Genomic DNA, 22,431 nt, shown 5'->3' on the forward strand with positions numbered 1-22,431 from the left:
AAATCAATCCAACAGATGATTTGTATATCAGATTATTTGGCTGGTCGATTTTAGTCGGCGAGAACGCGGGTCGACGGGAAGCTGATTTCGACCATGGTTCCGCGTCCGGGCGTTGAGTCGATGGAGAAGCTCGCCCTATTTGCCTCGGCCATGGCTTTGGTCAGCGGCAGGCCAAGACCAGTCCCATCCGTGCGCGCATGCTTTGGCGTGGTGATCTGCTTGTAGGGCCGCAATGCCTGTTCGACTTCCTGCCGCGTCATGCCGATGCCCGTGTCCCGCACGCGCAGAAGTACATCGCCGCTGGGCTCGTAGCTGGTCGAGATGATTACCTGTCCGCCGGGTCCGGTAAAGCGGATGGCATTGGACAGGAGATTGAGGGCAATCTGCGTGATCGAGCGCTGATCCGCGACGATATCTGGCAGACGCGATGTCAGGCTGGAGCGGATGATTACCCGCTCGCGATTGGCCTGTGGCTGCATAATCGCCACGGCTTCGGTCAGGGCTTCATTCAGCGATACGGCCTGGAAGTCGAACTCAACGGCACCCGCTTCGATCTTCGAAATATCGAGCAGATCATTGACGAGCGACAGCACATGATTGCCGGAGCGGCTGATATCATTGAGATAGTCACGATAGCGCTCATTGCCGATAGGGCCGAATTTCTCGTCCGCCATCAACTCCGAGAAGCCGATGATTGCATTGAGCGGTGTGCGGATTTCGTGGCTGATCCGAGCCAGAAATTCGCTCTTCTGGCTGGAGGTGCGCTCCGCCTCGCGTTTGGCGCTGACCAGTTCTTCTTCGGCCTGCTTCCAATGCGTGATGTCGCGCAACACGACACAAAAGCCCTTTGACGCGTCAAGTTTGCCAATGGTCATAAACAGGGGAATGAACCGTCCCTTGCTCTCGCGGCCGATAACTTCGCGGCCATCATTGAGAACACTGGCAACGCCATTGTCGGAAAGGCTGCTGACGTAGTCCATCGCGGCCCGCTGGCTCTCAATGGCAAAAAGCAGGGAAAATGCCTTGCCTTCCACTTCTTGCGGGTCATAGCCAAACAGCGCCGCAGCCGAGTGGTTGATCGAGCGGATTGCACCGGCGGAATCAAGCAGGATAACCCCATCCGTTGCCGTATCAAGAATGGCGTTAAGCTCATCGATCCGCGTTTGCAGAAGCTGCCGCTCGCTGTCGTCAAAACGCTGTTCCTGCGTCTGGACAAGCGGGGCCTGTGCTTCCGGCGAAAGGGCGAGCATCAAGGCACGTTCGCCGTCTTCGTCCCAGCGCACCGCCTGCAAATGAGCCTGCACGCGCTTGGTTGTGTCATTGCTGAGGCGCAGGTTCACACCATCAGCTTCCTCACCGTCGGTCTGGTCAGGGGTCTCGGCAAAAAGCGCATTCAGCCCCCCGGCGGCATTAATGGCGTCATGCGATTCATAAAGCGTAGCGTCGAGCAGCGTCTTGTTGGCATAAAGAAGAATGCCGTGGCGATGGATCAGAACGGGAAGGGGCAGCGCCGCCAGAATGGCGGTATCCACGCCCTGCCGCGCCTTTGTCCGGATGTTTTCGGCAAAATCTTTTTCCGGCGTGATTGCAGTTGCAGCCTTACCAGCCGATGCGTCGTAACCCGGACCAACAACTTCCGCAGCAGGAACCGGCGGCGCAACTGGCTCCGATTTCGTCGATCCGGTGGCGGGTTGCCCGGATGTCACTTTAACATCCACGACAACGGGTGCAGGAATAGGGTCCAATTCCTTTGGGTTGTCAGCAAGAACTTCGCGGCGAAGGCGCTCTGCGATTTCCCTGAAAGCATTGCGCTCCGCATCATTCAGCCGGCCATCATCGCGTGGAAGACGATTGGTCTTCAGGGGAATAACATTTCCCTCGATCGGTTCGGGTCTGGTTTCGTCGCGTGGTGTTTCGACCTGTGCTTCAGGTGTAACGGCAATGGCAGGTTTTTCGCCATTGAATGCATCCACTGGCATGGCTGGTTCGGGAGCCAGTACCTTGCCGATGGCCTCAGGGTCGGTTGTAACATCGCCCATCCGGGCAACGCCAAAACCACGAAAGCCCATGAAAACCCGCTCGCGCGAGTAGATCGGCAGGGCCGCCAGTTCGATGGGAACGCGCAAATCGGTGCCCTCGATGGGCCATTGGACTGTCCGGCCTGACCACGTATCACGCCGTTCCAGCAGATCGGCTATCTCGCCGCCGCTATCCAGCCCATAAACCTTGGCGACATCGCGGAAGGACTTTCCGATCACATCAGCCGAATTGGGTCCGACAGCGCCAACAAACTCCGGCGATACTTCATTGAATTTGGCATCCGCATCCACTTTCCAGACAAACCGGGCAGGGGTGTCCGATGGCCTGTATTGAAAAGCACTGCTTTCGGACGCCGTATCAGCCTTTTGCTCGGCTACCGGTTCAGGGACAGTTTCAGCGATTGGTTCAACGGCATTATTTTGCGGTGCGCCGGTATCCTGTGCGATCACCATTTGCGGTGGGAGAACAGGCTCCGGCAGCTTTTCATCAACCGTTGCTGATTGCCCGGTATTTCGGTTGATGTCCTCAATGGCGAACAGCAGGTGCAGGGCAGGGCTGTCGGTCAGCCGCGCGATCCCTGTTGGCACGAAACCGCCCGATGCCTGTACTGGTCGCTTGACGAGCCTGTTGCGTTCCAGACGCACTTCGCGCACCAGATCGCCCAAAATCTTGTCGCTGAACCCGATGGCGCGAAACTGGTCCGATGCCGCCAGCACCTTGCCTGTGGCATCAATCATCGCCGCATGGGTCGTGCTGTCACCGAAACCCTTGATCGCGAGGGTTGCAATTTCCGCTTCCGATGTCATCCGCGATGTATTGGCGATGGAGAGCAGGATTGCCGGTTCGCCGCGCGGCAGGGTCAGATCGCTTGCCTGAAATGTCAGGATGCGGCTGGCCAGTCCAAACGCCACGCGCAGGGAAACTGTACGGCCATGACCGATCGCGGGAAAGCCATCGAGTGCCATAAGCTGGCGCCGCGCCTGAACGTTGAGCACTGATCCGGCGTCCAGAATGTCATCAATGGTCGGGTAGCCAAGAGCGGCTGCGCCCTGACCATTGGCCCATATGACGCTCTCGAGGTCCGGCGAAATAACCACAAGCGCATCGCCATTGGCAAAATGCTCGCGAATTTCATCCAGAACGGCAATATCGATGAATGGGTAGGTTCCAGACGTCATCGGTTGACCGGTGTACTCCACAATGAAAGACCCGCTGTCTGCGGACTGTCTTAATACTCTGTTAATAAAGCTAAGGCGGTCAATCGTCCACTCATACGCATCTACCTCACACGTCTTTCTCTTGGTTTAGTTAACTTCAAAGACGCTCCACAAAAATATTTCGATGGAAAATCAGGCTCTTGATTGTGCGCTGCAAAAGAAATGTTGCAATGCACAATAAATGCAGCTATATACAATCCATGAATTCACAAGCAGTCGCATAAACAGGCTGCAACCGGAAGGAACATATTATGAGCAAGACAACAAAACAGACTGCTGATGCGTTCTCGATCCCTACATTTGATGCGACCGCTGTAACCGATCAGGTTCGCGAATTCACCGAGAAGGGCGTTGCCCAGTCCAAGGAAGCTTATGCCAAGATCAAGGATCAGGCTGAAGCTGCACAGAAGACACTCGAAAGCACTTTCGAAACTGCACAGTCGAACACTGCTGCTCTTTCGCTCAAGGCATTGGCTGCGCTGCGCGCCAACACCGAAGCAAGCTTTGCTCATATCGAAGCTCTGATCGGCGTTAAGTCTTTCGGCGAAGTTATCGAACTGCAGAGCGCATTCGTTCGCAAGCAGGCTGAAGCCCTTACAGACCAGGCCAAGGAATTCCAGACAGTTGCTACGAAGGCTGTTGAAGAAATCTCCGCTCCAGTCAAGTCGGCTGTTGAGAAGGCAATCAAGGACGTCAAGGTCGCCTAATCAGGCGCTTTTGATCAAAAAATACTCCGGCGGCACTCCTCCTCCCAGCCGCTGGACAAGCAAGACCCAATAGTTCCTCCCGTACGGGTCTTGCATTAATGGAAAAGGCCGGATCCTCCCCCGGCCTTTTCTTTTTTGTTTGTTTTTACCTTTCTGTTGCATCGGGTGCTTGCCAAAAGCATCAATCTTACGTATGTGACCCCTGTCGAAAAGAAGACGGTGCGCGGTCGTAGCTCAGTTGGTTAGAGCGCAGGATTGTGGCTCCTGAGGTCGGTGGTTCGAATCCACCCGTCCGTACCACTTCTAAATCTCGTAAATATTGATTTATTTAAATGTTTTTACAGTTCGGTGAAGCGCGCAGTATTGGCGCTCTCGGTTTTGCACTGCCTGCCTGATGCTGACAGCCATCCAAAATTTATAGAATAGAATGGCGGACGCCAGCGCATCCCTACGTTCGGTCTTAAGCCGGATACGACAATATAATCCGCGTATTCTTGCGACATCGACTGCTTTGGCTCCTGCCTTTCACCGCATGACATGGATAATCCAATGCGCATAATAATGCGCATTCTCGTTGCCTTATAGCAGAGGCGTGTGTATATATTGACGCATTCAACAAAGGTTGAAATGGAGCGAGACAGCCGCAAGATCATCAAAAGATTAAAAGCTGAGGGTTTTGAACTCGTCTCTGTGAGTGGGTCGCACCACAAGTTCCGCAAAGGCAGTCTCACGCTGATCGTGCCTCATCCAAAGCGGGATCTGCCCATCGGGACGGCTCGCTCAATAGCGAAGGATGCGGGCTGGCTCTAACCACATCCTCATACATTGGATGATCCGGGAAGGATATAAGATGCGTCATTATTTTGCATTGGTTCATAAGGATGAAGACAGCGCGTTTGGTATTCAGTTTCCCGATATCAAAGGGGTTTATTCGGCTGCGGACAACGCTGATGATATTGTCCACAACGCCGTCGAGGCACTGCGTCTATACGCCGAGGATGCAGAGCTTCCAGCCCCATCCAGCCACGGGGACATTTTGGCACGGCAAGATATCAAGGATGAGCTCGCGGCCGGAGCCTATCTGGTTTTTGTGCCGCTGATTGACAATGACACCGCGGTTGTCAGAGCCAACGTCACATTCGAGCGCGGCCTGTTGCGCGCTATTGATGATACCGTCAAGGCGCGCGGTACAACGCGCTCTGCCTTTCTGGCCAGTGCCGCCAAGCGCGAGATCGAGGCTTAGAGCATCAAAACAAGAAAGCCCCGGTAGCAAGCGCGGATTCGATACCGTCCCATTTCCAATTTGCCAAGTCTGCGTCATCTTCATTGATCCCGAAGGGTGTTCATGCCAATGAAAACCATGCGCATATTGCTGGTTGAGGATACGCATGATGTGGGGGAGGCTATCGCCAAGCGGTTCGAGGCGATCGGCCATGCTGTGGATTGGGAAACCAATGGCCGCGATGCCGCCGAGATCATCGATTTCACCGAATATGCGCTGATCATCCTCGATGTCATGCTGCCTGATATGGATGGTTTTGAGATTCTCAAGCGCCTGCGCAAATCCGGTAATACTGTTCCTGTTCTCGTGCTGACGGCGCGGTCAGAGATTGAAGATCGTGTCGGCGCGCTCGATCTTGGCGCCGATGATTATCTTGTCAAACCTTTCGATTTTCGTGAGCTTGAAGCGCGCGCCCGCGTGCTGATCCGGCGTCGCACCGGCGGGGAGGCGACCAATCTGATCAAGTGCGGCGACATTGCTATCGACCGGGGTGCGCGCTCTGTCCATGTGGGTAAGCGCGAAGTCCAGCTGAAGCGGCGTGAGTTGACATTGCTTGAAGTCATGGCTGCACGCCCCGGCCGGGTTTTCAGCAAGGATGAATTGCTCGACCAGATTTTCGGCTTCGATGAGGCCGCTGCCAACGCCAATGCGATCGAGCTTTACGTGGGCCGTTTGCGCAAGAAACTGGAAGGCGCGCAGGCACGCATCGTGACCGTGCGCGGGCTTGGTTATCAACTGGTGGCCGGCGATGCAGCATGAACCGTCACTTTTCGCGCGGCTGGCCCGGCGTATTTCGCTGGTGCTCGGCATCGGCGCGGCATTGCTGGTCAGCGCCGCCTGGTATTACGCGGAAACGGCTGCCGACAAAGCCTATGACCGGCTTCTGGTTGGTGCTGCCCTGCAAATGGCCGAAAGCCTTTCTGTCGAAAATGGCGCTCTCAGTGTTCGGTTGCCCACATCGGCGTTCGAATTGCTCGGCCTTGCCGAGCGCGACCGGATTTTTTATCGCGTTATCGATACGAAGGGCAAAACCGTTACCGGCTATGATGATCTGCAAAGCCCCGAACCTCCTGATGGCAGCCGGGATGCGCTTGATATCAGCGAAGGCACCTATAAGGGCGAGGCGGTGCGCATCGCCCGCGCCACGCGTGTGCTGGCGGACCCGTCTGTTTCAGGACGTGCCTATGTCATCGTGGCGCAAACCAATGAGGCACGCTCTGCCTTGACCCGCGAGCTTACCCTGCGGGCCACAATCCTTGTTCTGATCATGAGCCTTCTCGCCTTTGCCGGTGCAATGCTCGCCATTCGCTATGCATTGCAGCCGGTCGAGCGGCTTGGCGCGGCGGTGCGCCGCCGCGATCCGCATGACCTGACGCCCGTCACGGTGGATGTTCCACGCGAGCTTGATCCGTTTGTCAGCTCCATCAATCATTTCATGGGGCGTCTCGATGAGCGCGTGGATTTGCTGCAACGGTTTATCGCCGATGCGGCCCACCAGATAAGAACCCCGCTGACGGCCCTGTCGGCTCAGATCGATCTTCTTGGCCATGACAAACTCGACAAAGCCGGACGTCAGCATTTTGAACGTGTGCAACAGCGCACCGGCGAGTTGGCGCGCTTGACCAACCAGTTGCTCAGCCATGCCATGGTCATCCATCGCGCCGACTCGATCCAGCTGGAGCCGATCAGCCTTGTGGACGTAGCGCGCCGCGCCTATCGCGCTGCCATTCCGATCACTGTTGACCCGGATATTGTTATCTCGTTCGAAGCACCCGACGACCGGCCCTTTGTGCTTGGCGATGCTGTCAGCCTGCGCGAAGCCATCGTCAATGTCATCGACAATGCTTTGCGCCACGGCACTGACCAGCGGCTTGAGGTGCGGGTGCGTTCCGATGCGATTGATGCCTATGTGGAAGTTGAGGATGATGGGCCCGGCATTCCACCGGAAGGTTGGGAAAAAGCCACCCAGCGCTTTGCGACGTCAAAATCCCATGAGGGCAGTTCCGGCCTCGGCTTTGCCATTGCGCAGGAGGTGGTCAATGCCCACGGCGGCACGCTTGGCTTTCGTGCGCGCGATGAGAAAAGTTTTACGGTGGTTCTGACATTGCCGTTATACAAAGGGGCAGTGAAATGATGAGAGTTTTCACGACAGTCCTTGCTATCATCGTCATGGTGTTTCCGGCTTTTGCCGCAGAGGACAATCGCACGCAGTTTCCGGCGCTCCAGACCGAAACCGGCAGGCTGACAATCTATTCAACCACCGATCTGGCGGCGATGAAGCCGCTCATTGATGATTTTCAGCAGTCCGCGCCCGGCATAACCATCGATTACATCGAGTACCTGACCAATGAGCTGCATGCATTGGCCAGTGAGGCCTGCCGTAAAAACCAGCCTCTCGGTGATCTCCTGTTGTCCTCATCCGTTGATCAGCTGTTGAAACTGGCCAATGATGGTTGCGCGGCCTCCCATACATCGCCGGAGACGGCTCGGGTCGCCGATTGGGCCAACTGGCGTGACGAGGTTTTCGGTTTCACCTATGAACCTGCCGTTTTCGTCTACAATACCCGCAAGGTGCCACCAGCCGAGGTTCCCCGAACCCATGTTGAGCTTGCCGACCTGTTGCGTGAAAAGCTTGATTATTATCGCGGCCGTGTTGGCACCTACGACATCCGCCTCTCCGGCATCGGCTATCTGCTCGCTTTCAATGATGCGCGGCAGACGAACACCGTCTTTGGCCGTCTGCTGGAAAGCATGGCGCGCGCTTCTGCAGTGGCACGCTGCTGCACCGGCGAAATTCTTGAGGAAGTAGCCAGCGGCCGCCTTTACATCGGCTACAACATGCTCGGCTCCTACGCCTATGATGCAGCGCGAAAGCATCCTGACCTCCGGGTCGTGGTGCCGCGGGATTACACATTGGTGCTGAGCCGTGGTGCGCTGATACCCGAATCCGCCAAGCGTGGCGATCTGGGTGCGCAGTTTCTCGATTACCTCCTGTCGGAACGTGGCCAATTGGTTGCCCGGAACAATGCTTTCTACTTTTCCGAGACAGGCAGCCTGCCGCCCGATGTCGACGGCCCGCAAAACCTGAAGGAGTCAGGTATTGCCCAGCCCATTCGCATTGGCCCGGCACTGCTCGCCGTGCAGGATTGGGCGCAGAGACAACGCTTCATCGAAGATTGGTCGCGCTCGCTGATCGAACTCAACAGCCCGGAATGGACACGGGAATAGGGAGAAGCTGATCCGATCTAGTTTGTAGGCGGTGCAATCTGAAAGACGACGAACTGCGTAAACTGTGCCGGATTGAAATTGTTATCGGAGGCAACCACAAGCGTTTTACGTCCGTTGATTTCAGGGCCCCAGGTGATGGACTCGATATTGTCGATGTCGAGACCAAAATCACCTTCACCCAGTTTCAATAGGAGCACCTTCTTGAGGGGCGAAACTTGCTTGTCCTTGAGCGATGCCTCTCCATTGACGTTGGTCGCCCCGTTGAAGCTTGCACGGTAGATGTTGATCTGATTGCCGACACCCATCGCAAACGCGCGTTCAACGGTCAGAAGATCGTCGCCAGCGGCAACGAATTCTGACATGCCATTGTCGTTCCAGTAGGGCGCCTGTGTTGCCTTGGCAAAAATCGGGCCGGTGTCATAGGCATATTCGGCAGTTGCGTTTCCCGATGCAATATCGAAGGCGAGAATACGTGAGCGGCTGCCAGCATCAAGCGTGGCTGCCTCGCCGTCCTGAACGAGTGCATTTTCTGTCCCCACCAGCAGGTTTTTGCCATCAGGCGAGATGGTCATACTTTCAAAAGAGAGATTGTTTCGCACGCCGCGCGTCTTGAAAAAATTGGGCAGATAGGCATCTGGTAACGCGAACTCACGGATAAGCGTGCCATCGGTGCGGGATTCGCGCACGGCTGGCTTGCCATTCAGATCACCCTCGCTTGTCCAATAGAGGGTGCCGGTTGCCGGATTGAAGCGGATGGATTCTGGATCGACATCTTTGATGGCAAATGGCTTGCCCCCGGCATCAAGCAAAGTTCGGGTCGAGATGATGTCGAGACCATTGATACCTTTTTCATTCATCGCGATCTTGAGCGTGTAAAAGCGCGCGGGAGCCTTCTCCGAACGGTCATCTGAAATGGCATAGTAGATGTCGTTGGCCGCATCATAGTCGAGCCCGGAAATGCCGCCAAACTCGACACCCGCGATTTTGAGGCCGGTGGGCAGAACGACCTCGCCCAGAAGTGAAAGTTTTCCGAAGTCCTGCGCAGAGGCAGCGGGCGCTATTGCAGCCCAAAGCAGGGCTGCGGCGCAAATGGAGACTGTCTTCATCGTCGGCACCTGAGGTTAGGGTTGATGCAGTCGTCCTAACAGCCGGATTTGACGGCTGGATGAATGTTTCGACCCAACTGACTCATACTTTAGGCTAGAAAAGCGAACCCTGATCAGTGCCCGGCACCGGCGGTTTCTTGGCTGGCGCGGGGCGCTCCGGCTTGGGCCGAACAGGATTGGCATCGCCTTCACTGGCAACAGCCTGCACATCCCCATCCTGAAAGCGCAGGGTCAGATTATCGCCACTGGCAACCGCCGCTGCGCGCTTCACCGGCGCACCTGATGTGTCGAGCACAATGGCAAAGCCGCGTTCGAGCACGCTTTCATGCGAGAGTGTTTTCATCAGCCGTTCGAGTTCGCCGCCACGCCGCCTGGCCCGATCAAGGGTGAGGCCGATTGCCTGATCCTGACGGCGCTCCAACTGGGTGAGGCTCTGGCGGCCTCGCACCGCAAGACGTGTAATGGGTTCCGGTGACAGGCGATGTGCGTAGCGGACGAAAACCGCACGGCGATCCCGCAGGAAAACGGCGAGGCTGCGTGGCAGGCGATCGCCGAACACTGTCACTTCCCGCTGCTTTTCACGGAAGCGCTGCTGCAGGACGCGCGGGGACAATTGCCGGGCGCGTCCGTCAAAATGGCCACGTTTTTTCTGGGTGTTTGCCTGCAAGGCGCGGCCAAGCCGGGCGGCGGTTTCGTCAAAATGCCGTCGCGGCAATGCCAGTAACTGGTCAGCCGAGGGCAGCGCCCGTGCAAGAGCCCGCTGCGCCTGACGGCGATTATCGAGATAGCGCGACATGCCAGCCGCGAGCCGAGCGCCACAAGCAGCAATATTGGCCTGCAGGTCTGCCCGCACAGGCACGGCCATTTCTGCAGCACCCGTTGGTGTTGGGGCACGGACATCGGCAGCAAGATCGATCAGCGTCCAATCCGTCTCGTGACCAACCGCTGAAATGACAGGGATGTGAGAGGCCGCGACCGCACGCACCACGATCTCATCGTTAAAACCCCAGAGATCCTCAAGACTGCCGCCGCCGCGCGCGACGATGAGCACATCAGGCTGGGGCAATGCACCGCCGGGCTGCAAGGCATTGAAGCCATTGATGGCTGCGGCCACTTCCGCGCCTGATGTTTCGCCCTGCACGCGCACCGGCCAGACAAGCACATGCAGCGGAAAGCGGTCGGTAATGCGGTGGATGATATCGCGGATAACCGCGCCTGTTGGTGAGGTGACCACACCGATAACGCGCGGCATGAATGGCAGCAACTGCTTGGAAGCCGGATCAAACAGGCCTTCAGCACCGAGCTTGCGCTTGCGCTCTTCCAGAAGCGCCATCAGGGCGCCTGCGCCGGCAGGTTCCATCTGCTCAATGACAATCTGGTATTTGGATGAACCGGGATAGGTGGTCAGCTTGCCCGTGGCGATGACTTCCATACCCTCTTCAGGCTGGAATTTCAGGCGGCTCATGCTACCGCGCCAGACGACAGCCTCGATGCGGGCCTTGTCATCCTTGAGCGAAAAATAGGCGTGGCCTGATGAATGCGGGCCACGATAACCGGATATTTCGCCGCGCACGCGCACATGCCCGAACGTATCCTCAACAGTACGCTTTAGCGCTCCGGAGATTTCGGATACGGAATATTCAGCGACATTGGACGTCGATTCGGACTTTTCGGTCATTTCCTATTCCTACCGGGGTGGTGGATGGCGTCAAGTCTGGGAGGCGGATGTTGCGGGGATGAAAAGGGGAATGCCTATGACCGGACGTCTTAGCCTGCGCCACTATCTTATGATCGGCGCTGCGATGATCGCGCTTACTGCCACTATCCTGCTGTTGATGGGGCGTAATCCCATGTGCACGTGCGGTACGGTCAAGCTCTGGGTCGGCGAAGTCAATTCGTCTGATAATTCCCAGCATATATCCGACTGGTATTCCCTGTCGCACATCATCCACGGTTTTCTGTTCTATGGCATTCTCTGGCTTGCCGCCCGCAGCAAGCCGGTAGGTTTCCGGCTGCTCTTCGCCATAGCTGTTGAGGCGGCATGGGAGATTTTCGAGAACACCGATATGGTGATCAATCGTTATCGCGAAGCGACCATTGCGCTTGGCTATACCGGCGACAGCGTGCTGAACTCGGTCTGTGATATCCTGTTCATGGTAATAGGCTTTTTCTTCGCGTCCCGTGCGCCGCTGTGGCTGACGATCATCATCGCGATCTTCTTCGAATTGCTGGCAGGATATGTCATTCGCGACAATCTCACCCTCAACATCGTGATGCTGGTTTATCCGCTTGATGCCATCAAGGCGTGGCAGGGCGGCCTCTAAGGATTACCAGCCGGGCACGAGTTCCGTCGAGCGCACCTGCCGCAGGCGCTGGTTGACGAGGTTCGGGGCAGCCGTTGTCGCCATGCTAACGGGTGTCGGCATGGACAGGTTATCGAGGCTTTCCACGATATGCTGGGCGAGGGCGTCGACAATGGCCGACGGCTTGGTGTGACCGCGCATGATGCCGATGCCGAACTCCGGCAGACGGCCAAAACCATCCGCTTCACCAAGCACACGCATGCCGGGGCGCAGGGCGCATTCCGGCAGGATCGATACCGCAAGACCTGCGAGCACCGCCGCCGCGAGAACCGTGGCCGACCAGCTGGTGAACAGGATGCGGTAGTCGTGATGCATCGTGTCGAGCACATCGATAGCTGCTGCACGCCAGATACAGGTCGGGCGGCCAACGGCAAGCGGCAAAACCTTCTCTTCATGCACTGTATGATGTGCTGAAGTCACCCAAAGCAACTGCTCGCTTCGCACCACTTCCGAGCGACGCATGTCATCGCATTGGGTGACAAGTGCGAGATCAAGCTGGCCCTTACGGATCATCTCGTCGAGATTAACAGTAGGCTCGCAAACAACCGATAGTTCGACACGGGGATTGGAGCGGGAAAACCGCGCCATGATCTCCGGCAGGAAGCGATCGGCGTAATCATCCGGCGTGCCGATGCGGATATGGCCCTGCAATTGCGTATCGTCAAAAGCCGCGATGGTTTCGCCATTGAGCTGCATCATGCGCCGCGCATAAGCAAGCAAACGCTCGCCATCTTCTGTCAGCTTGTTGGTGCGACCGTCGCGTTCAAACAGCGCCTTGGAAACGCGTTCTTCCAGTCGGCGCATCTGCATGGATACCGCAGATTGTGTTTTGTTGACTGCATCGGCGGCTCTGGTGAAGCTGCCGCTATCGGCAATGGCAATAAATGTCTGCAATTGGTCAAGATCAAGTGGTGCGCTCATGGCGTTGCTCCCGACACGGTTCGATCCATCATTATTATTGAAGCTTTACATGAAAAACATTCGTTTGAATAATCAATTTTTGTGGACCATTCTACAGATGTTCAGGAAACGCTGGTGTTGAAACGATACCAAGCGTGATGCGTAGAAAATAGTTTCTGCGTGATTCAACCCTTCTGATCAGCGCCATTTACAAAAGGAGTAGGGCGATGACGACGACAACGAGAACGACTGAAGTAAATGGATTTGTGCCCGCGATCACTTTCGCGCTGGTTCAGGCCGCAGGCTTTGTCACCCGAATGATCGTCGCCCGCCGCAATCGCAAAACGATTTTGAGCCTCGGTGAGTGGAACGATCAAATGCTGCATGACATTGGTGTCACGCGCGGTGATCTGCATTCTGCCCTTGGCACGTCGCTGCTTGAAGATCCGAGCGAGAGACTGGGCGCATTGGCCGATGTCAGGGCCCGTGTGCGTGCAGCGCGCTCGATCAGCTAAGCACCGATTTTGACTGTTTAGCAGGCGTCCCATTCACACCGGAATCCCCTCCCGGTGCCCCGCCTGCCCACTGCCCGGCCTTCTGGCCGGGCTTTTTCTTTATGGGGACTTAGGATTATTTGTTGCGGTCCATCCCGCGCAGATACTGGTCGAAAATGGTTTCCATGCCCTTTTGATATTGTTCGCTGGTCTTGCGCCCGGTTTCGAACATCTGGCCGAAAATATCCTTGTAGGGATTGTCAGGTGAGGATGGGGGTGCAGCCGGTTCATCCGGCTGTTTTGGCGCCGCTTGTGGTGCCGACTGCCGCTGTGCGCCGCCGCCGAGCATTTCCTCGAAGATTTTGCCGAACGGATTGTCACCGAACGGGTTCTGCGCCTGCGCATTTCCTGTGGGTTGCTGCTGACCCTGCGGCGTGGCACCGGGAAACCCGCCGCGCGTCATTTGTTCCAGAATCTGGCCAAGCGGATTGTTGTTGCCCCATGGATTACCCTGACCCTGCGGCTGTTGCGGAGCGGCAGCACCGCCACCCAGCATACTTTCCAGAATTTGCCCCCAGGGATTGGATGCGCCCGACTGGTTCGGAACAGTCTGCCCGCCGATCCCCCCGCCCATACCACCGCCCTGGCGCATCATCTGTTCGATGAGATCGCCAATGACATTGCCGCCGCCAAGACCCGCCGCTGCAAACTGGCCTGTCGACTGTTTGTAAAGCCCACCCATCGTCATGGATGCCAGCACAGGCAGCATCTGCTGCAAGGTGCTGACGGCAATGCCAGTCATCCGCGCGGCATGATCGGCAACCGCCCGTGACAGATCTTTGGAGCCGAAAAGATTATTGAGAATGGCATTCCCATCGGCAATACCGGCTGGGTTGAAGGCCGCCTGCGGGTTATCAAAATAATTGACGTGTTGGCCGGATGAAAGCGCCTGAATGAACGCGCCAACGCCCATGGGATCGGCCGTGTTGCGCTGCAAGCCCTGCGAAAAGGCTGGCATCAACGCCTCGATGGCTGCGATTGTCTGTTGTTGCGAAAGCTGAAACTGGCGCGACAGCGCCTCAACAGCCTGCCCACCCTGTCCCTTCAGGAACATGTCTACGAGATTCATGGCGCCGATCCTCCTTCGGGCTAATGCACGAAGAAAGAGTAGCCTTGCTGGTATTCAAAGTTCAATCTTTTTATCGGGTTAGGGTGTTGAGGACGTTGATGAGGTGAAACCTCGCCAAGCGGCACAATCACCAATTAAAAATACTGCGCCAGATTCCTGCGAATACGCTCCAGTGGATCAACAGCCGCATCACCGGGCGTAAATTTCTCGCCGGTAATCGTTTCATAGGCCTGAATATAGACCTTGGTGGTGGCGTCGATCATATCCTGTGGAATTTCAGGAATATCGTCCTTGTATGGATCACAGCGCTCGACCACCCATGTGCGGATGAAATCCTTGTCGAAACTAACCGGACGCTTGCCCGGCGCATAGCTGTCGGCAAACCAGTAGCGGCTGGAATCCGATGTGTGGATTTCATCAGCCAGAACGATATTGCCATCCGTATCGGTGCCGAACTCATATTTCGTATCGGCAAGGATAAGTCCGCGGCTTGCGGCAATTTCCTGTCCGCGTGCAAAAAGCTTGAACGCATAGGCGGAAACCGTATCCCACTGCTCCTGTGTCAGCAGTTTCTGATCCAGTATTTCCTGTACGGTCAATGGTTCATCATGGCCGCCATCAAAGGCTTTGGATGTTGGCGTGATAATCGGAGCGGGCAGCTTTTCATTGTCCTGCATGCCATCCGGAAAAGTCGTGCCATACATGGCGCGTTTGCCCGCTTTGTACTGCGTCAGGATTGATGTGCTTGTGGTTCCGGCGAGATAGCCGCGCACAATGATTTCAACCGGCAAAATATCCAGCCTGCGGGCAACCACAACATTCGGGTCAGGATAATCAAGCACATGGTTGGGGCAGATATCCTTGGTCTGTTCAAACTGATAACGCGCCATCTGCGTCAGCACTTCGCCTTTCAGCGGAATGCAGGCGAGAATCCGGTCAAAAGCACTGATCCGATCAGTGGCAATGATGATGCGCCGCCCGTCAGGCAGATCATAGTTCTCGCGAACCTTGCCGCGATAATAGTTCGGCAATTCGGGAATGAAAGCTTCGGTAAGCGCTTGGTGTTTTGGCATGGGCTCTGGAATCCGCGTCAGACAATCTGGCTTTCGCATAACACATAAGTCTGCGAACGGGAGTCAAATTCTGGCCTAGCGCCCGCCTGTTACATCAAGAAGTGCGCCGGTGACATAGGATGCGGCATCGCTGAGCAGCCAGACGATGGATTCGCCGACTTCCTCAGCCGTGCCGGGCCGTCCGAGTGGTGCGGACACGCCGAGGCGCTGGGCGCGATCAGGCTGACCGCCGCTGGCATGAATATCGGTTTCGATCAGACCGGGGCGAATGGCATTGACGCGAATGCCCTCTGGTCCAACTTCCTTGGAAAGACCAATGGTGAGCGTATCCATCGCGCCCTTTGATCCGGCATAATCGACATATTCCGATGGACCGCCAAGCCGTGCAGCGGCTGACGACAGAATGACGATTGATCCACCCCGGCCACCGCGTGAACGGGCCATCCGGCGCACGCCCTCGCGAGCGCAGAGGTAGGCACCGAGAATATTGACATCGAACATGCGTTGCAGACGCTCAACGTCGATATCCATTAGCTTCGAGACGGGCGCGACAATACCGGCATTGACCACAAGCCCATCCAGCGGACCAAGTTCTTCGCTCTGCTTGAACATCGAGATAACATCGGCCTCGCTGGCAACGTCACCCTGAATTGCTTTTGCCTTGCCACCGGCAGCGATGATCGCGGCAACCACTTCATCGGCGGCAGCCTTATTGCCCACATAGTTGACGCCGACGGACCATCCCTTTTTACCCGCAAGAATTGCGGCCGCCCGGCCGATACCACGGCTTGCACCTGTGATCAGAATGGTCTTGGTCATTACGGTGTCTCCTTAGTAGGCGTACTCCAGAAAGGCGGGTTCCACCGAACTGCCCCAGACGGTGTTATATTGGCTCAGCATCTGTTCGGCAGATGTCGTGCCGCGCGCGACAACTTCCTCCAGCGAGGCGAGATAATGGGTCTCGTCAAAGCCTTCACTGTTGAGCAGGGCGCGGTTTTTCAGGCCTAGCCGCGAAATCGCCAGCACCTCGCGTGCGATTTCATGCACCGAGCGGTTGCGCAGTGTGGCGCGTAGACCCTTTGCCGGTACGTCATCGCGCAGTGCCTGCACCTCTGGATAAGTCCAGTCGCGGGTGAGCGTTTCGGCTGCATCCAGCGCCTCGGCATCATAGAGAATGCCGACCCAGAACGCCGGGAGAGCGCAGATGCGCCGCCATGGTCCGCCATCGGCACCGCGCATTTCAAGGAAGCGCTTCAGGCGCACTTCCGGGAACAGTGTTGAAAGATGGTTGGTCCAGTCGCCCATATTGGGCGTACCGTCAGGAATGGAATCCTTCAGCGCGCCATTCATGAACTGGCGGAAGGTCACATGGGTGCAATCATGGTAACGGCCATGACGCAGGACGAAATACATCGGTACATCGAGCGCCCATTCAACGTAATCAGCAAAGCCGAAATTCTCGTTGAAGATGAAGGGCAGCACGCCCGAGCGGTTATTGTCCGTGTCACGCCAGATATCGGAGCGCCACGAAAGCAGGCCATTGGGCTTGCCTTCAGTAAAGGGCGACATGGCAAAAAGCGCCGTGGCAATGGATTGCAGTTTCACCGAAACCTGCATCTTGCGGCGCATATCGGTTTCCGATGCAAAGTCGAGATTCACCTGAATGGTACAGGTGCGATACATCATGTTCAGCCCGTCCTTGCCGACTTTCGGCATGTAGTTGGACATGATGTTGTAACGGGATTTCGGCATGCGCGGCGTTTCAGCCAGCGTCCATTTCGGGCTGCCACCGAGGCCAAGAAAACGAATACCCAGCGGTTCGGCAATTTCACGCACCTGTGCCAGATGCGCATTGGTTTCGCGGCAGGTCTGGTGAATGGTCGAAAGCGGCGCGCCTGATAGTTCGAACTGGCCACCCGGCTCAAGCGAGATTGCGCCTTGGCCGGTGGGTTCCACGAGGCCGATAATATTGCCCTCGTCGATAATAGGTTCCCAGCCAAGTTTCGACTGCATGCCTTCAAGGATCGCCCGGATACCGCGCGGGCCATCATAGGGAACCGGGCTGTTATCTTCGGTGTAGAACGGGAATTTCTCGTGCTCGGTGCCGATGCGCCACGCGGATTGCGGCTTGGAACCCTGAGCTAGATAGGTCGCCAGTTCTTCCGCGCCGGAAAGGGGCGTCTCGTCTGTTGTGTCGCGCGCCATGGATGGTGCTTCCCCACTAGAATGTTCTTAACTGAGGCGTGATTGGCTGTTTTCGGAAACGAGCGCAAGCAAATTTCTCTGATGCACTCATCAAGAGAATTTGTATCTCACCAATCACCGATCGTCGCCTGAATAAGAGCGAGTGCGGCAACCGCAGCAGTATCGGCGCGCAGAATGCGCTGACCAAGCGGAATGGCAGTCACAAATGGCAGTTTGCGCAGGGTCTCGCGCTCTGCATCGGAGAAGCCGCCTTCCGGTCCAATGAGCACGCCAAGCGGCCCACGCGGCAGGCTTTGTAAGAGCGGCAGCGGGTTATGGGTATGATGGCCTTCATCGCAGAAAATCAAACGCCGCTCGGGGTCCCAGCTATCCAACAACTTGTCGAGTTTAACCGGTTCGCGCGTTTGCGGGATTGCCAGAACGCCGCATTGTTCCGCCGCCTCGATCGCATTGGCCTCGATCCGATCCGTGCCGATTCTGGTGACCTGGGTGTGCTGGGTGATGACAGGCTGTAAAACACCAGCTCCCATTTCGACAGCTTTTTGCACGAGGTAATCGAGCCGCCCCTGCTTGAGCGGCGCAAAGCAATAGAGGAGATCAGGCGAAACAGGCTGCTCCCGCGTCAGTTCAAGGGGTTCAAGCGCCAGTTTCTTTTTGCTTTCAAAGCGCAGGGCGGCGCGCCATTCGCCGTCACGGCCATTGAAAACGAGGATTTCATCGCTCTCTTTCATCCGCAGCACATTGGCGAGATAGTTAACGGCTTCAGTGGGTACTTCAGCCCGCCTTCCGGCACCAAGATCCGCCGTAATGTAGAGCCGTTGCATTTTGTAATTTGCGCGCATGAATGATGGATGCCAGAGAGGAGACAGGGTGGTCAAGCCGGGCGTGTCAGCTTAAGGGTGGCAGGCGTCGTTTCACCGGCGATGTTTTGACGATGGATGTATTGGTTTCCGCCTTTTCCGCCAGCCTGTCGAGCAATGTGTCCAACTGCTCCATCGTGCGGAAATGGATTTTGCCGATAAAGCAGTCATCGCCCGTCACCTTGTCGCATTCGGTGATTTCAGGGGTTTCCTGTATCAGCCGTTCGACAATGTGCAGCATACCGGGCAGGGGTCTGACGCGGACAATAGCGGTCAGGTTATAGCCAAGTGCTGCCGGGTCGATATCGACAGTAAAGGCGCGGATGACTTTCTTTTCTTCAAGCCGCCGCAATCGTTCGGAAACGCTGGGTGAAGAAAGTCCAACCTTCTGGCTGAGTTCCTTCAGCGAGATTCGCGCATCTTCGATAAGAATACCGAGGATTGTTTTGTCCATTTCATCAAGCATATCCGCCTCATAAGGTGGTTCATAGAATCTGCCTTTATTAAATAGGCAAAGCGCACACTACGCCTTTCTCTATGTATATCAAATTCCCCTTCCTCCGAATAGTCTTGCCGCACGAGACAACAGGGTGGATTGCATGGAACGGGATATTGTAAGAGGCAGCGTCGAAATGACCGCTGCGATGATGATTTCAGGAACCATTGGCTGGTTTGTGCTGATGTCGGGTCAGCCTGTGCTGTCGGTTGTGTTCTGGCGCTGCGCCATTGGCGCTCTCACATTGCTTGGCGTCTGTGCTGCAATGGGTTTGCTGCGCCCCAATGTGATTTCATGGAAGCTGTTTGGGCTCGCTGTACTCGGCGGCATTGCTATCGTTCTCAACTGGGTCCTGCTGTTTGCCGCCTATTCCCGCGCCTCCATCGCCATCGCGACAACAGTCTATAATGTGCAACCATTCATGCTGGTTGGGCTTGGCGCCCTGATTTTCAAGGAAAAGCTGACGTTCACAAAGCTGTTCTGGCTCGCCGTCGCGTTTGCCGGAATGATTCTCATTGTTCAGGCCAAGCCGGGTGGGACCAGCTACACCGGCACTGACTACATGGCGGGTATTGGCCTGTCGCTGGGCGCTGCCTTCCTTTATGCCATCGCTGCCATCGTGGCGAAGCGTCTCAAGGGCACACCGCCACATCTGATTGCGCTCATTCAGGTCTGTGTGGGCATCGTGCTCATGGCCCCCTTGGCTGACTTCAGCGTCATGCCAAATGGCGCGGTCCAATGGGGGAGCATCGTCACGATAGGCATCATTCATACGGGTTTGATGTACATTCTGCTCTATAGCGCGATTCAGAAACTGCCGACGCATCTGACAGGTTCGCTCTCCTTCATTTATCCAATTGCCGCCATTCTGGTTGACTATTTTGCCTTCGGGCATCAGTTGCAGCCAATTCAGTTTGTCGGGTCGGCGGCCATCCTGATTGCTGCCGCTGGCACCAGTCTTGGTTGGAAGCTGGGCAGGTCGGTGCCCTCAAGCGTTAAAGTGTAAGGTATTTCGCCCTGTTATTTGCCAGATTTTGTTTTGCTCTATATGTGATGAAAGAGCATGAACAATTCGGCAAATACAGAGCAGAAACATGGAAATACGCGCACTTACCCGCGAACAGATCGAGCAGATCTGGACTATCGACCGTAGCGAAATCATCGAGAATATCTATCGGTTGCAGGATGGTAAGCTGGTCCTGCATCCGGACTTTTGTGACGCGCCCGGATGGGAAGAGGGCGAGGCGGAAAAATATACGCCTTTGCTCCAGCAAAGTTTTGATCGCGGCGGCAAGTTCTTTGGCGTTTTTGATGATGAAAAACTAGCCGGGGCCGCTGTTATTGACAGTGTCTGGCTCGGTTCCAAGCGCGACTTGCTGCAACTCAGCTTCCTGCATGTCAGTAACGCCTATCGCGGTCAGCGCCTCGGCGTGCGATTGTTCGAGCGCTGCAAGGAAGCAGCGAAATCGCTGGGCGCAAAAGGCCTTTATGTCTCCGCTACTCCTTCCGAGCATACGGTGAATTTTTACCAACATCTCGGCTGTGTAGTGACCAGCACGCCTGATCCTCAGCTCTTTGCCACAGAGCCTGATGACATTCATATGGAATGCTTTTTCAAAGGCAATAATACATAGAAGTCTAGAAGGCAGGCTTATATCCTGCGCGCAGTGCATGCACAGTCGATGGCGGTGTGAGAAGACCAACGTTCTGGGTAGGCGGCGTGTGGATCACATAACCTTCCCATGACCAAAGAGAGGTCTGGCCGCCGCGTATGAGATAAGCATTATCCCCGGAGGCGATCATACTTCCGTCGGGTAAGTCCTCGATGGAACTGGTGAGCGGGTGACGCCTCTTGCCACCCGTGGTGTCAAGGCGCTCCTCGTGCAGGACCGTATCCATATCAGGTGCTGATTGCTTGGAGACACCGTTACCATCCGCCCATGCCGCCTGAAATGCCTTTGCCCTTTGCCGCTGGCAATAAAAGCAGGGCCTATGACCGGCACTCAAAGCCGTTGCTTCATCAAGGAAAAACAGTTCGGTCCAGCTCTGCCGCGCCATGACATCACGTCTGACATTCTTGAACTGACAGACGCAGATGATCCACGCCCTCGTCGTCCAACGCCGTTTCAGGAGCGTGCGCGTGGATGGATCGTGAATGATACCGCGATTACCCATGAATGTTCCGCGCTGGGGAACGGACACGATTTCGCCAAAGGGTGTGACACGGTTTTGCAGGGGCATTTGGTGGCTTCCGGCTGTGGGAGGTCCATGCTATCGCAAGATCATCTTTAATGCGATCAGCGGGCAGGCAGAATGCGGGTTCTTGTCATCCAGAATTATAAGCATACCGGGCTCGGGCTGGTTGGCCGGGCTCTGGCGGAAGCCGGTGCGCAGATTGATCTTGTGCAGGCATATCTTGGCGAAGCGCTGCCCTCCGATGATACCGGTTATGATGCGCTGATTTCGCTTGGCGGCGATCAGAATGCGCTGGCGGATGAACAGTTTCCTTATCTTCCCTTGCTTGCCCGCCTGATCAGGCGTTTTGGCGATGCTGATAAGGCCGTGCTTGGCATTTGTCTCGGCAGTCAGCTGGTTGCCCGGGGCTATGGAGCTGAAAACATTCTGGGACGCCAGCTGGAATTTGGCTGGCATGAGGTTACGCAAACAGCCGAAGCAGCTTCCGACCCTGTTCTGTCCTCGGTTCCTCAACATTTCCCGATTTTCCACTGGCACAGCGATACATTCACTTTGCCCGAAGGTGCCGTTCACCTTGCTTCAAGCGGCATAACCCGGAATCAGGCATTTCGCATCGGACGGGCCGTTTACGGCATCCAGTTTCACTTCGAGGCTGATACAACGCTTGTTGAAGAATGGCGTCATGTCTTTGCGGACGAGATCATACGGGACAATGCCGACTGGCTGGAAAACTATCCGGCGCTGGTTGCTGAGAATGGCGCTCCAGCCGATGCCGCAGGTCTCGCTTTGGCACGCGCCTGGGTTGCGCTGATCTGAGTCAGGCATTTCAGTTGCAACTCTGCAACAGCCAAGATTTGAATCAAATTGCACTGTTCGTATTCATGTGGAGCGTGGCTTTGATTCACTTGCTGGAAAGGATTGTGGGCTGTAGTTGCCGGGCCGGTTAGCTGGCATGAAGCCAGGCCGAAGAGACTGATGGAAACGCCCGAATGACTATGAAGAGTGCCGCCCTTTTGACCGTTATGATGCTTGCATCAATCCTTTTCATGGGCGCCGAACTGGTATCTGTTGATGCTGGCGGCCGCACCGTATCAAGCGATGGCTACGGAATCAGCTCCGCTTCGCGTTAACACTT

General features: G+C 56.1%; 23 protein-coding genes and 1 tRNA gene. 13 read left to right on the forward strand and 11 right to left on the reverse strand.

Annotation, left to right across the window (positions count from 1 at the left end):
* Positions 1-50: 50 nt before the first annotated feature.
* The gene (locus BLU05_RS18960; protein ID WP_091883435.1) at positions 51-3,218 is read right to left on the reverse strand and encodes a PAS domain-containing sensor histidine kinase; all 3,168 of its coding nucleotides are present in this window, start codon (positions 3,216-3,218) and stop codon (positions 51-53) included.
* A gap of 290 nt (positions 3,219-3,508) precedes the next feature.
* On the opposite strand from BLU05_RS18960, the gene BLU05_RS18965 reads away from it, so the two are divergent.
* From BLU05_RS18965 to BLU05_RS18995, 7 genes are all read left to right on the forward strand, one after another.
* Complete coding sequence (locus tag BLU05_RS18965; RefSeq protein ID WP_091883437.1) at positions 3,509-3,964, forward strand: phasin; 456 nt, start codon at positions 3,509-3,511, stop codon at positions 3,962-3,964.
* Between the two features lie 223 nt (positions 3,965-4,187).
* Positions 4,188-4,264, forward strand: a tRNA-His gene (locus BLU05_RS18970).
* A 327-nt stretch (positions 4,265-4,591) separates the two neighbouring features.
* The gene (locus BLU05_RS18975; RefSeq protein WP_091883721.1) at positions 4,592-4,774 is read left to right on the forward strand and encodes a type II toxin-antitoxin system HicA family toxin; all 183 of its coding nucleotides are present in this window, start codon (positions 4,592-4,594) and stop codon (positions 4,772-4,774) included.
* A 40-nt stretch (positions 4,775-4,814) separates the two neighbouring features.
* Positions 4,815-5,207, forward strand: a complete 393-nt coding sequence (locus BLU05_RS18980; protein WP_091883440.1) for a type II toxin-antitoxin system HicB family antitoxin — start codon at positions 4,815-4,817, stop codon at positions 5,205-5,207.
* Between the two features lie 117 nt (positions 5,208-5,324).
* Positions 5,325-6,005: a response regulator transcription factor gene (locus BLU05_RS18985; RefSeq protein WP_091883441.1), complete on the forward strand. Its 681-nt coding sequence runs from the start codon at positions 5,325-5,327 to the stop codon at positions 6,003-6,005.
* The gene (locus tag BLU05_RS18990) at positions 5,995-7,380 is read left to right on the forward strand and encodes a sensor histidine kinase (RefSeq protein ID WP_175540668.1); all 1,386 of its coding nucleotides are present in this window, start codon (positions 5,995-5,997) and stop codon (positions 7,378-7,380) included. Before BLU05_RS18985 ends, BLU05_RS18990 begins: the two co-directional genes overlap by 11 nt.
* Positions 7,377-8,474: an ABC transporter substrate-binding protein gene (locus BLU05_RS18995; RefSeq protein ID WP_244518426.1), complete on the forward strand. Its 1,098-nt coding sequence runs from the start codon at positions 7,377-7,379 to the stop codon at positions 8,472-8,474. Before BLU05_RS18990 ends, BLU05_RS18995 begins: the two co-directional genes overlap by 4 nt.
* 17 nt (positions 8,475-8,491) lie before the next feature.
* On the opposite strand, the gene BLU05_RS19000 is transcribed toward BLU05_RS18995, so the two are convergent.
* Together BLU05_RS19000 and xseA are read right to left on the reverse strand one after the other, a co-directional pair.
* A complete protein-coding gene (locus tag BLU05_RS19000) occupies positions 8,492-9,580 on the reverse strand; it encodes an esterase-like activity of phytase family protein (protein ID WP_091883446.1) in 1,089 nt (362 codons plus the stop codon).
* Positions 9,581-9,674: 94 nt separating this feature from the next.
* The gene (gene xseA, locus BLU05_RS19005) at positions 9,675-11,258 is read right to left on the reverse strand and encodes an exodeoxyribonuclease VII large subunit (protein WP_091883449.1); all 1,584 of its coding nucleotides are present in this window, start codon (positions 11,256-11,258) and stop codon (positions 9,675-9,677) included.
* A gap of 76 nt (positions 11,259-11,334) precedes the next feature.
* Here xseA and BLU05_RS19010 point away from each other — a divergent pair, with 76 nt between their 5' ends.
* Positions 11,335-11,904, forward strand: a complete 570-nt coding sequence (locus tag BLU05_RS19010; RefSeq protein WP_091883725.1) for a DUF2585 domain-containing protein — start codon at positions 11,335-11,337, stop codon at positions 11,902-11,904.
* 3 nt (positions 11,905-11,907) lie between these two features.
* Here the strand turns inward: BLU05_RS19010 and BLU05_RS19015 are convergent, their stop codons facing one another.
* Positions 11,908-12,864: a LysR substrate-binding domain-containing protein gene (locus BLU05_RS19015; RefSeq protein WP_091883451.1), complete on the reverse strand. Its 957-nt coding sequence runs from the start codon at positions 12,862-12,864 to the stop codon at positions 11,908-11,910.
* Between the two features lie 206 nt (positions 12,865-13,070).
* Here BLU05_RS19015 and BLU05_RS19020 point away from each other — a divergent pair, with 206 nt between their 5' ends.
* Positions 13,071-13,358, forward strand: a complete 288-nt coding sequence (locus BLU05_RS19020; RefSeq protein WP_091883454.1) for a DUF1127 domain-containing protein — start codon at positions 13,071-13,073, stop codon at positions 13,356-13,358.
* 115 nt (positions 13,359-13,473) lie between these two features.
* Here BLU05_RS19020 and BLU05_RS19025 read toward each other — a convergent pair whose 3' ends face one another.
* From BLU05_RS19025 to BLU05_RS19050, 6 genes are all read right to left on the reverse strand, one after another.
* Positions 13,474-14,466 carry a DUF937 domain-containing protein gene (locus BLU05_RS19025; protein WP_091883455.1) on the reverse strand — a complete coding sequence of 331 codons (993 nt, stop codon included), beginning with the start codon at positions 14,464-14,466 and terminating at the stop codon, positions 13,474-13,476.
* A gap of 134 nt (positions 14,467-14,600) precedes the next feature.
* Positions 14,601-15,539 (reverse strand): phosphoribosylaminoimidazolesuccinocarboxamide synthase, encoded by a 939-nt coding sequence (locus tag BLU05_RS19030; RefSeq protein ID WP_091883458.1) that lies wholly within the window; start codon positions 15,537-15,539, stop codon positions 14,601-14,603.
* A 75-nt stretch (positions 15,540-15,614) separates the two neighbouring features.
* Positions 15,615-16,358: an SDR family oxidoreductase gene (locus BLU05_RS19035; protein ID WP_091883460.1), complete on the reverse strand. Its 744-nt coding sequence runs from the start codon at positions 16,356-16,358 to the stop codon at positions 15,615-15,617.
* Positions 16,359-16,370: 12 nt separating this feature from the next.
* Positions 16,371-17,744, reverse strand: a complete 1,374-nt coding sequence (locus BLU05_RS19040; RefSeq protein WP_091883463.1) for a glutamate--cysteine ligase — start codon at positions 17,742-17,744, stop codon at positions 16,371-16,373.
* A gap of 107 nt (positions 17,745-17,851) precedes the next feature.
* Positions 17,852-18,586, reverse strand: coding sequence for a 16S rRNA (uracil(1498)-N(3))-methyltransferase (locus BLU05_RS19045; protein WP_091883465.1), 735 nt, complete (start codon positions 18,584-18,586; stop codon positions 17,852-17,854).
* A 46-nt stretch (positions 18,587-18,632) separates the two neighbouring features.
* Positions 18,633-19,070, reverse strand: coding sequence for an Lrp/AsnC family transcriptional regulator (locus BLU05_RS19050; RefSeq protein ID WP_091883468.1), 438 nt, complete (start codon positions 19,068-19,070; stop codon positions 18,633-18,635).
* Between the two features lie 133 nt (positions 19,071-19,203).
* Here BLU05_RS19050 and BLU05_RS19055 point away from each other — a divergent pair, with 133 nt between their 5' ends.
* Positions 19,204-20,106, forward strand: coding sequence for a DMT family transporter (locus BLU05_RS19055; protein WP_091883470.1), 903 nt, complete (start codon positions 19,204-19,206; stop codon positions 20,104-20,106).
* 88 nt (positions 20,107-20,194) lie between these two features.
* The gene (locus BLU05_RS19060) at positions 20,195-20,734 is read left to right on the forward strand and encodes a GNAT family N-acetyltransferase (protein ID WP_091883473.1); all 540 of its coding nucleotides are present in this window, start codon (positions 20,195-20,197) and stop codon (positions 20,732-20,734) included.
* 4 nt (positions 20,735-20,738) lie between these two features.
* On the opposite strand, the gene BLU05_RS19065 is transcribed toward BLU05_RS19060, so the two are convergent.
* Positions 20,739-21,341 carry a hypothetical protein gene (locus tag BLU05_RS19065; RefSeq protein ID WP_091883475.1) on the reverse strand — a complete coding sequence of 201 codons (603 nt, stop codon included), beginning with the start codon at positions 21,339-21,341 and terminating at the stop codon, positions 20,739-20,741.
* A 72-nt stretch (positions 21,342-21,413) separates the two neighbouring features.
* Here BLU05_RS19065 and BLU05_RS19070 point away from each other — a divergent pair, with 72 nt between their 5' ends.
* Both BLU05_RS19070 and BLU05_RS26285 read left to right on the forward strand, forming a co-directional pair.
* Positions 21,414-22,112, forward strand: coding sequence for a type 1 glutamine amidotransferase (locus BLU05_RS19070; RefSeq protein ID WP_091883478.1), 699 nt, complete (start codon positions 21,414-21,416; stop codon positions 22,110-22,112).
* Positions 22,113-22,285: 173 nt separating this feature from the next.
* Positions 22,286-22,426, forward strand: a complete 141-nt coding sequence (locus BLU05_RS26285) for a hypothetical protein (RefSeq protein ID WP_175540669.1) — start codon at positions 22,286-22,288, stop codon at positions 22,424-22,426.
* The last annotated feature ends 5 nt before the right edge of the window (positions 22,427-22,431 follow it).

It is taken from the genome of Phyllobacterium sp. OV277, assembly GCF_900104355.1.
Taxonomy (GTDB): Bacteria; Pseudomonadota; Alphaproteobacteria; order Rhizobiales; family Rhizobiaceae; genus Phyllobacterium.

Coding starts and splice junctions, on each gene's coding strand:
- BLU05_RS18960 (WP_091883435.1), bottom strand. CDS start 3,218: ATGACGTCTGGAACCTACCCATTCATCGATATTGCCGTTCTGGATGAA.
- BLU05_RS18965 (WP_091883437.1), top strand. CDS start 3,509: ATGAGCAAGACAACAAAACAGACTGCTGATGCGTTCTCGATCCCTACA.
- BLU05_RS18975 (WP_091883721.1), top strand. CDS start 4,592: ATGGAGCGAGACAGCCGCAAGATCATCAAAAGATTAAAAGCTGAGGGT.
- BLU05_RS18980 (WP_091883440.1), top strand. CDS start 4,815: ATGCGTCATTATTTTGCATTGGTTCATAAGGATGAAGACAGCGCGTTT.
- BLU05_RS18985 (WP_091883441.1), top strand. CDS start 5,325: ATGCGCATATTGCTGGTTGAGGATACGCATGATGTGGGGGAGGCTATC.
- BLU05_RS18990 (WP_175540668.1), top strand. CDS start 5,995: ATGCAGCATGAACCGTCACTTTTCGCGCGGCTGGCCCGGCGTATTTCG.
- BLU05_RS18995 (WP_244518426.1), top strand. CDS start 7,377: ATGATGAGAGTTTTCACGACAGTCCTTGCTATCATCGTCATGGTGTTT.
- BLU05_RS19000 (WP_091883446.1), bottom strand. CDS start 9,580: ATGAAGACAGTCTCCATTTGCGCCGCAGCCCTGCTTTGGGCTGCAATA.
- xseA (WP_091883449.1), bottom strand. CDS start 11,258: ATGACCGAAAAGTCCGAATCGACGTCCAATGTCGCTGAATATTCCGTA.
- BLU05_RS19010 (WP_091883725.1), top strand. CDS start 11,335: ATGACCGGACGTCTTAGCCTGCGCCACTATCTTATGATCGGCGCTGCG.
- BLU05_RS19015 (WP_091883451.1), bottom strand. CDS start 12,864: ATGAGCGCACCACTTGATCTTGACCAATTGCAGACATTTATTGCCATT.
- BLU05_RS19020 (WP_091883454.1), top strand. CDS start 13,071: ATGACGACGACAACGAGAACGACTGAAGTAAATGGATTTGTGCCCGCG.
- BLU05_RS19025 (WP_091883455.1), bottom strand. CDS start 14,466: ATGAATCTCGTAGACATGTTCCTGAAGGGACAGGGTGGGCAGGCTGTT.
- BLU05_RS19030 (WP_091883458.1), bottom strand. CDS start 15,539: ATGCCAAAACACCAAGCGCTTACCGAAGCTTTCATTCCCGAATTGCCG.
- BLU05_RS19035 (WP_091883460.1), bottom strand. CDS start 16,358: ATGACCAAGACCATTCTGATCACAGGTGCAAGCCGTGGTATCGGCCGG.
- BLU05_RS19040 (WP_091883463.1), bottom strand. CDS start 17,744: ATGGCGCGCGACACAACAGACGAGACGCCCCTTTCCGGCGCGGAAGAA.
- BLU05_RS19045 (WP_091883465.1), bottom strand. CDS start 18,586: ATGCGCGCAAATTACAAAATGCAACGGCTCTACATTACGGCGGATCTT.
- BLU05_RS19050 (WP_091883468.1), bottom strand. CDS start 19,070: ATGCTTGATGAAATGGACAAAACAATCCTCGGTATTCTTATCGAAGAT.
- BLU05_RS19055 (WP_091883470.1), top strand. CDS start 19,204: ATGGAACGGGATATTGTAAGAGGCAGCGTCGAAATGACCGCTGCGATG.
- BLU05_RS19060 (WP_091883473.1), top strand. CDS start 20,195: ATGGAAATACGCGCACTTACCCGCGAACAGATCGAGCAGATCTGGACT.
- BLU05_RS19065 (WP_091883475.1), bottom strand. CDS start 21,341: ATGCCCCTGCAAAACCGTGTCACACCCTTTGGCGAAATCGTGTCCGTT.
- BLU05_RS19070 (WP_091883478.1), top strand. CDS start 21,414: ATGCGGGTTCTTGTCATCCAGAATTATAAGCATACCGGGCTCGGGCTG.
- BLU05_RS26285 (WP_175540669.1), top strand. CDS start 22,286: ATGACTATGAAGAGTGCCGCCCTTTTGACCGTTATGATGCTTGCATCA.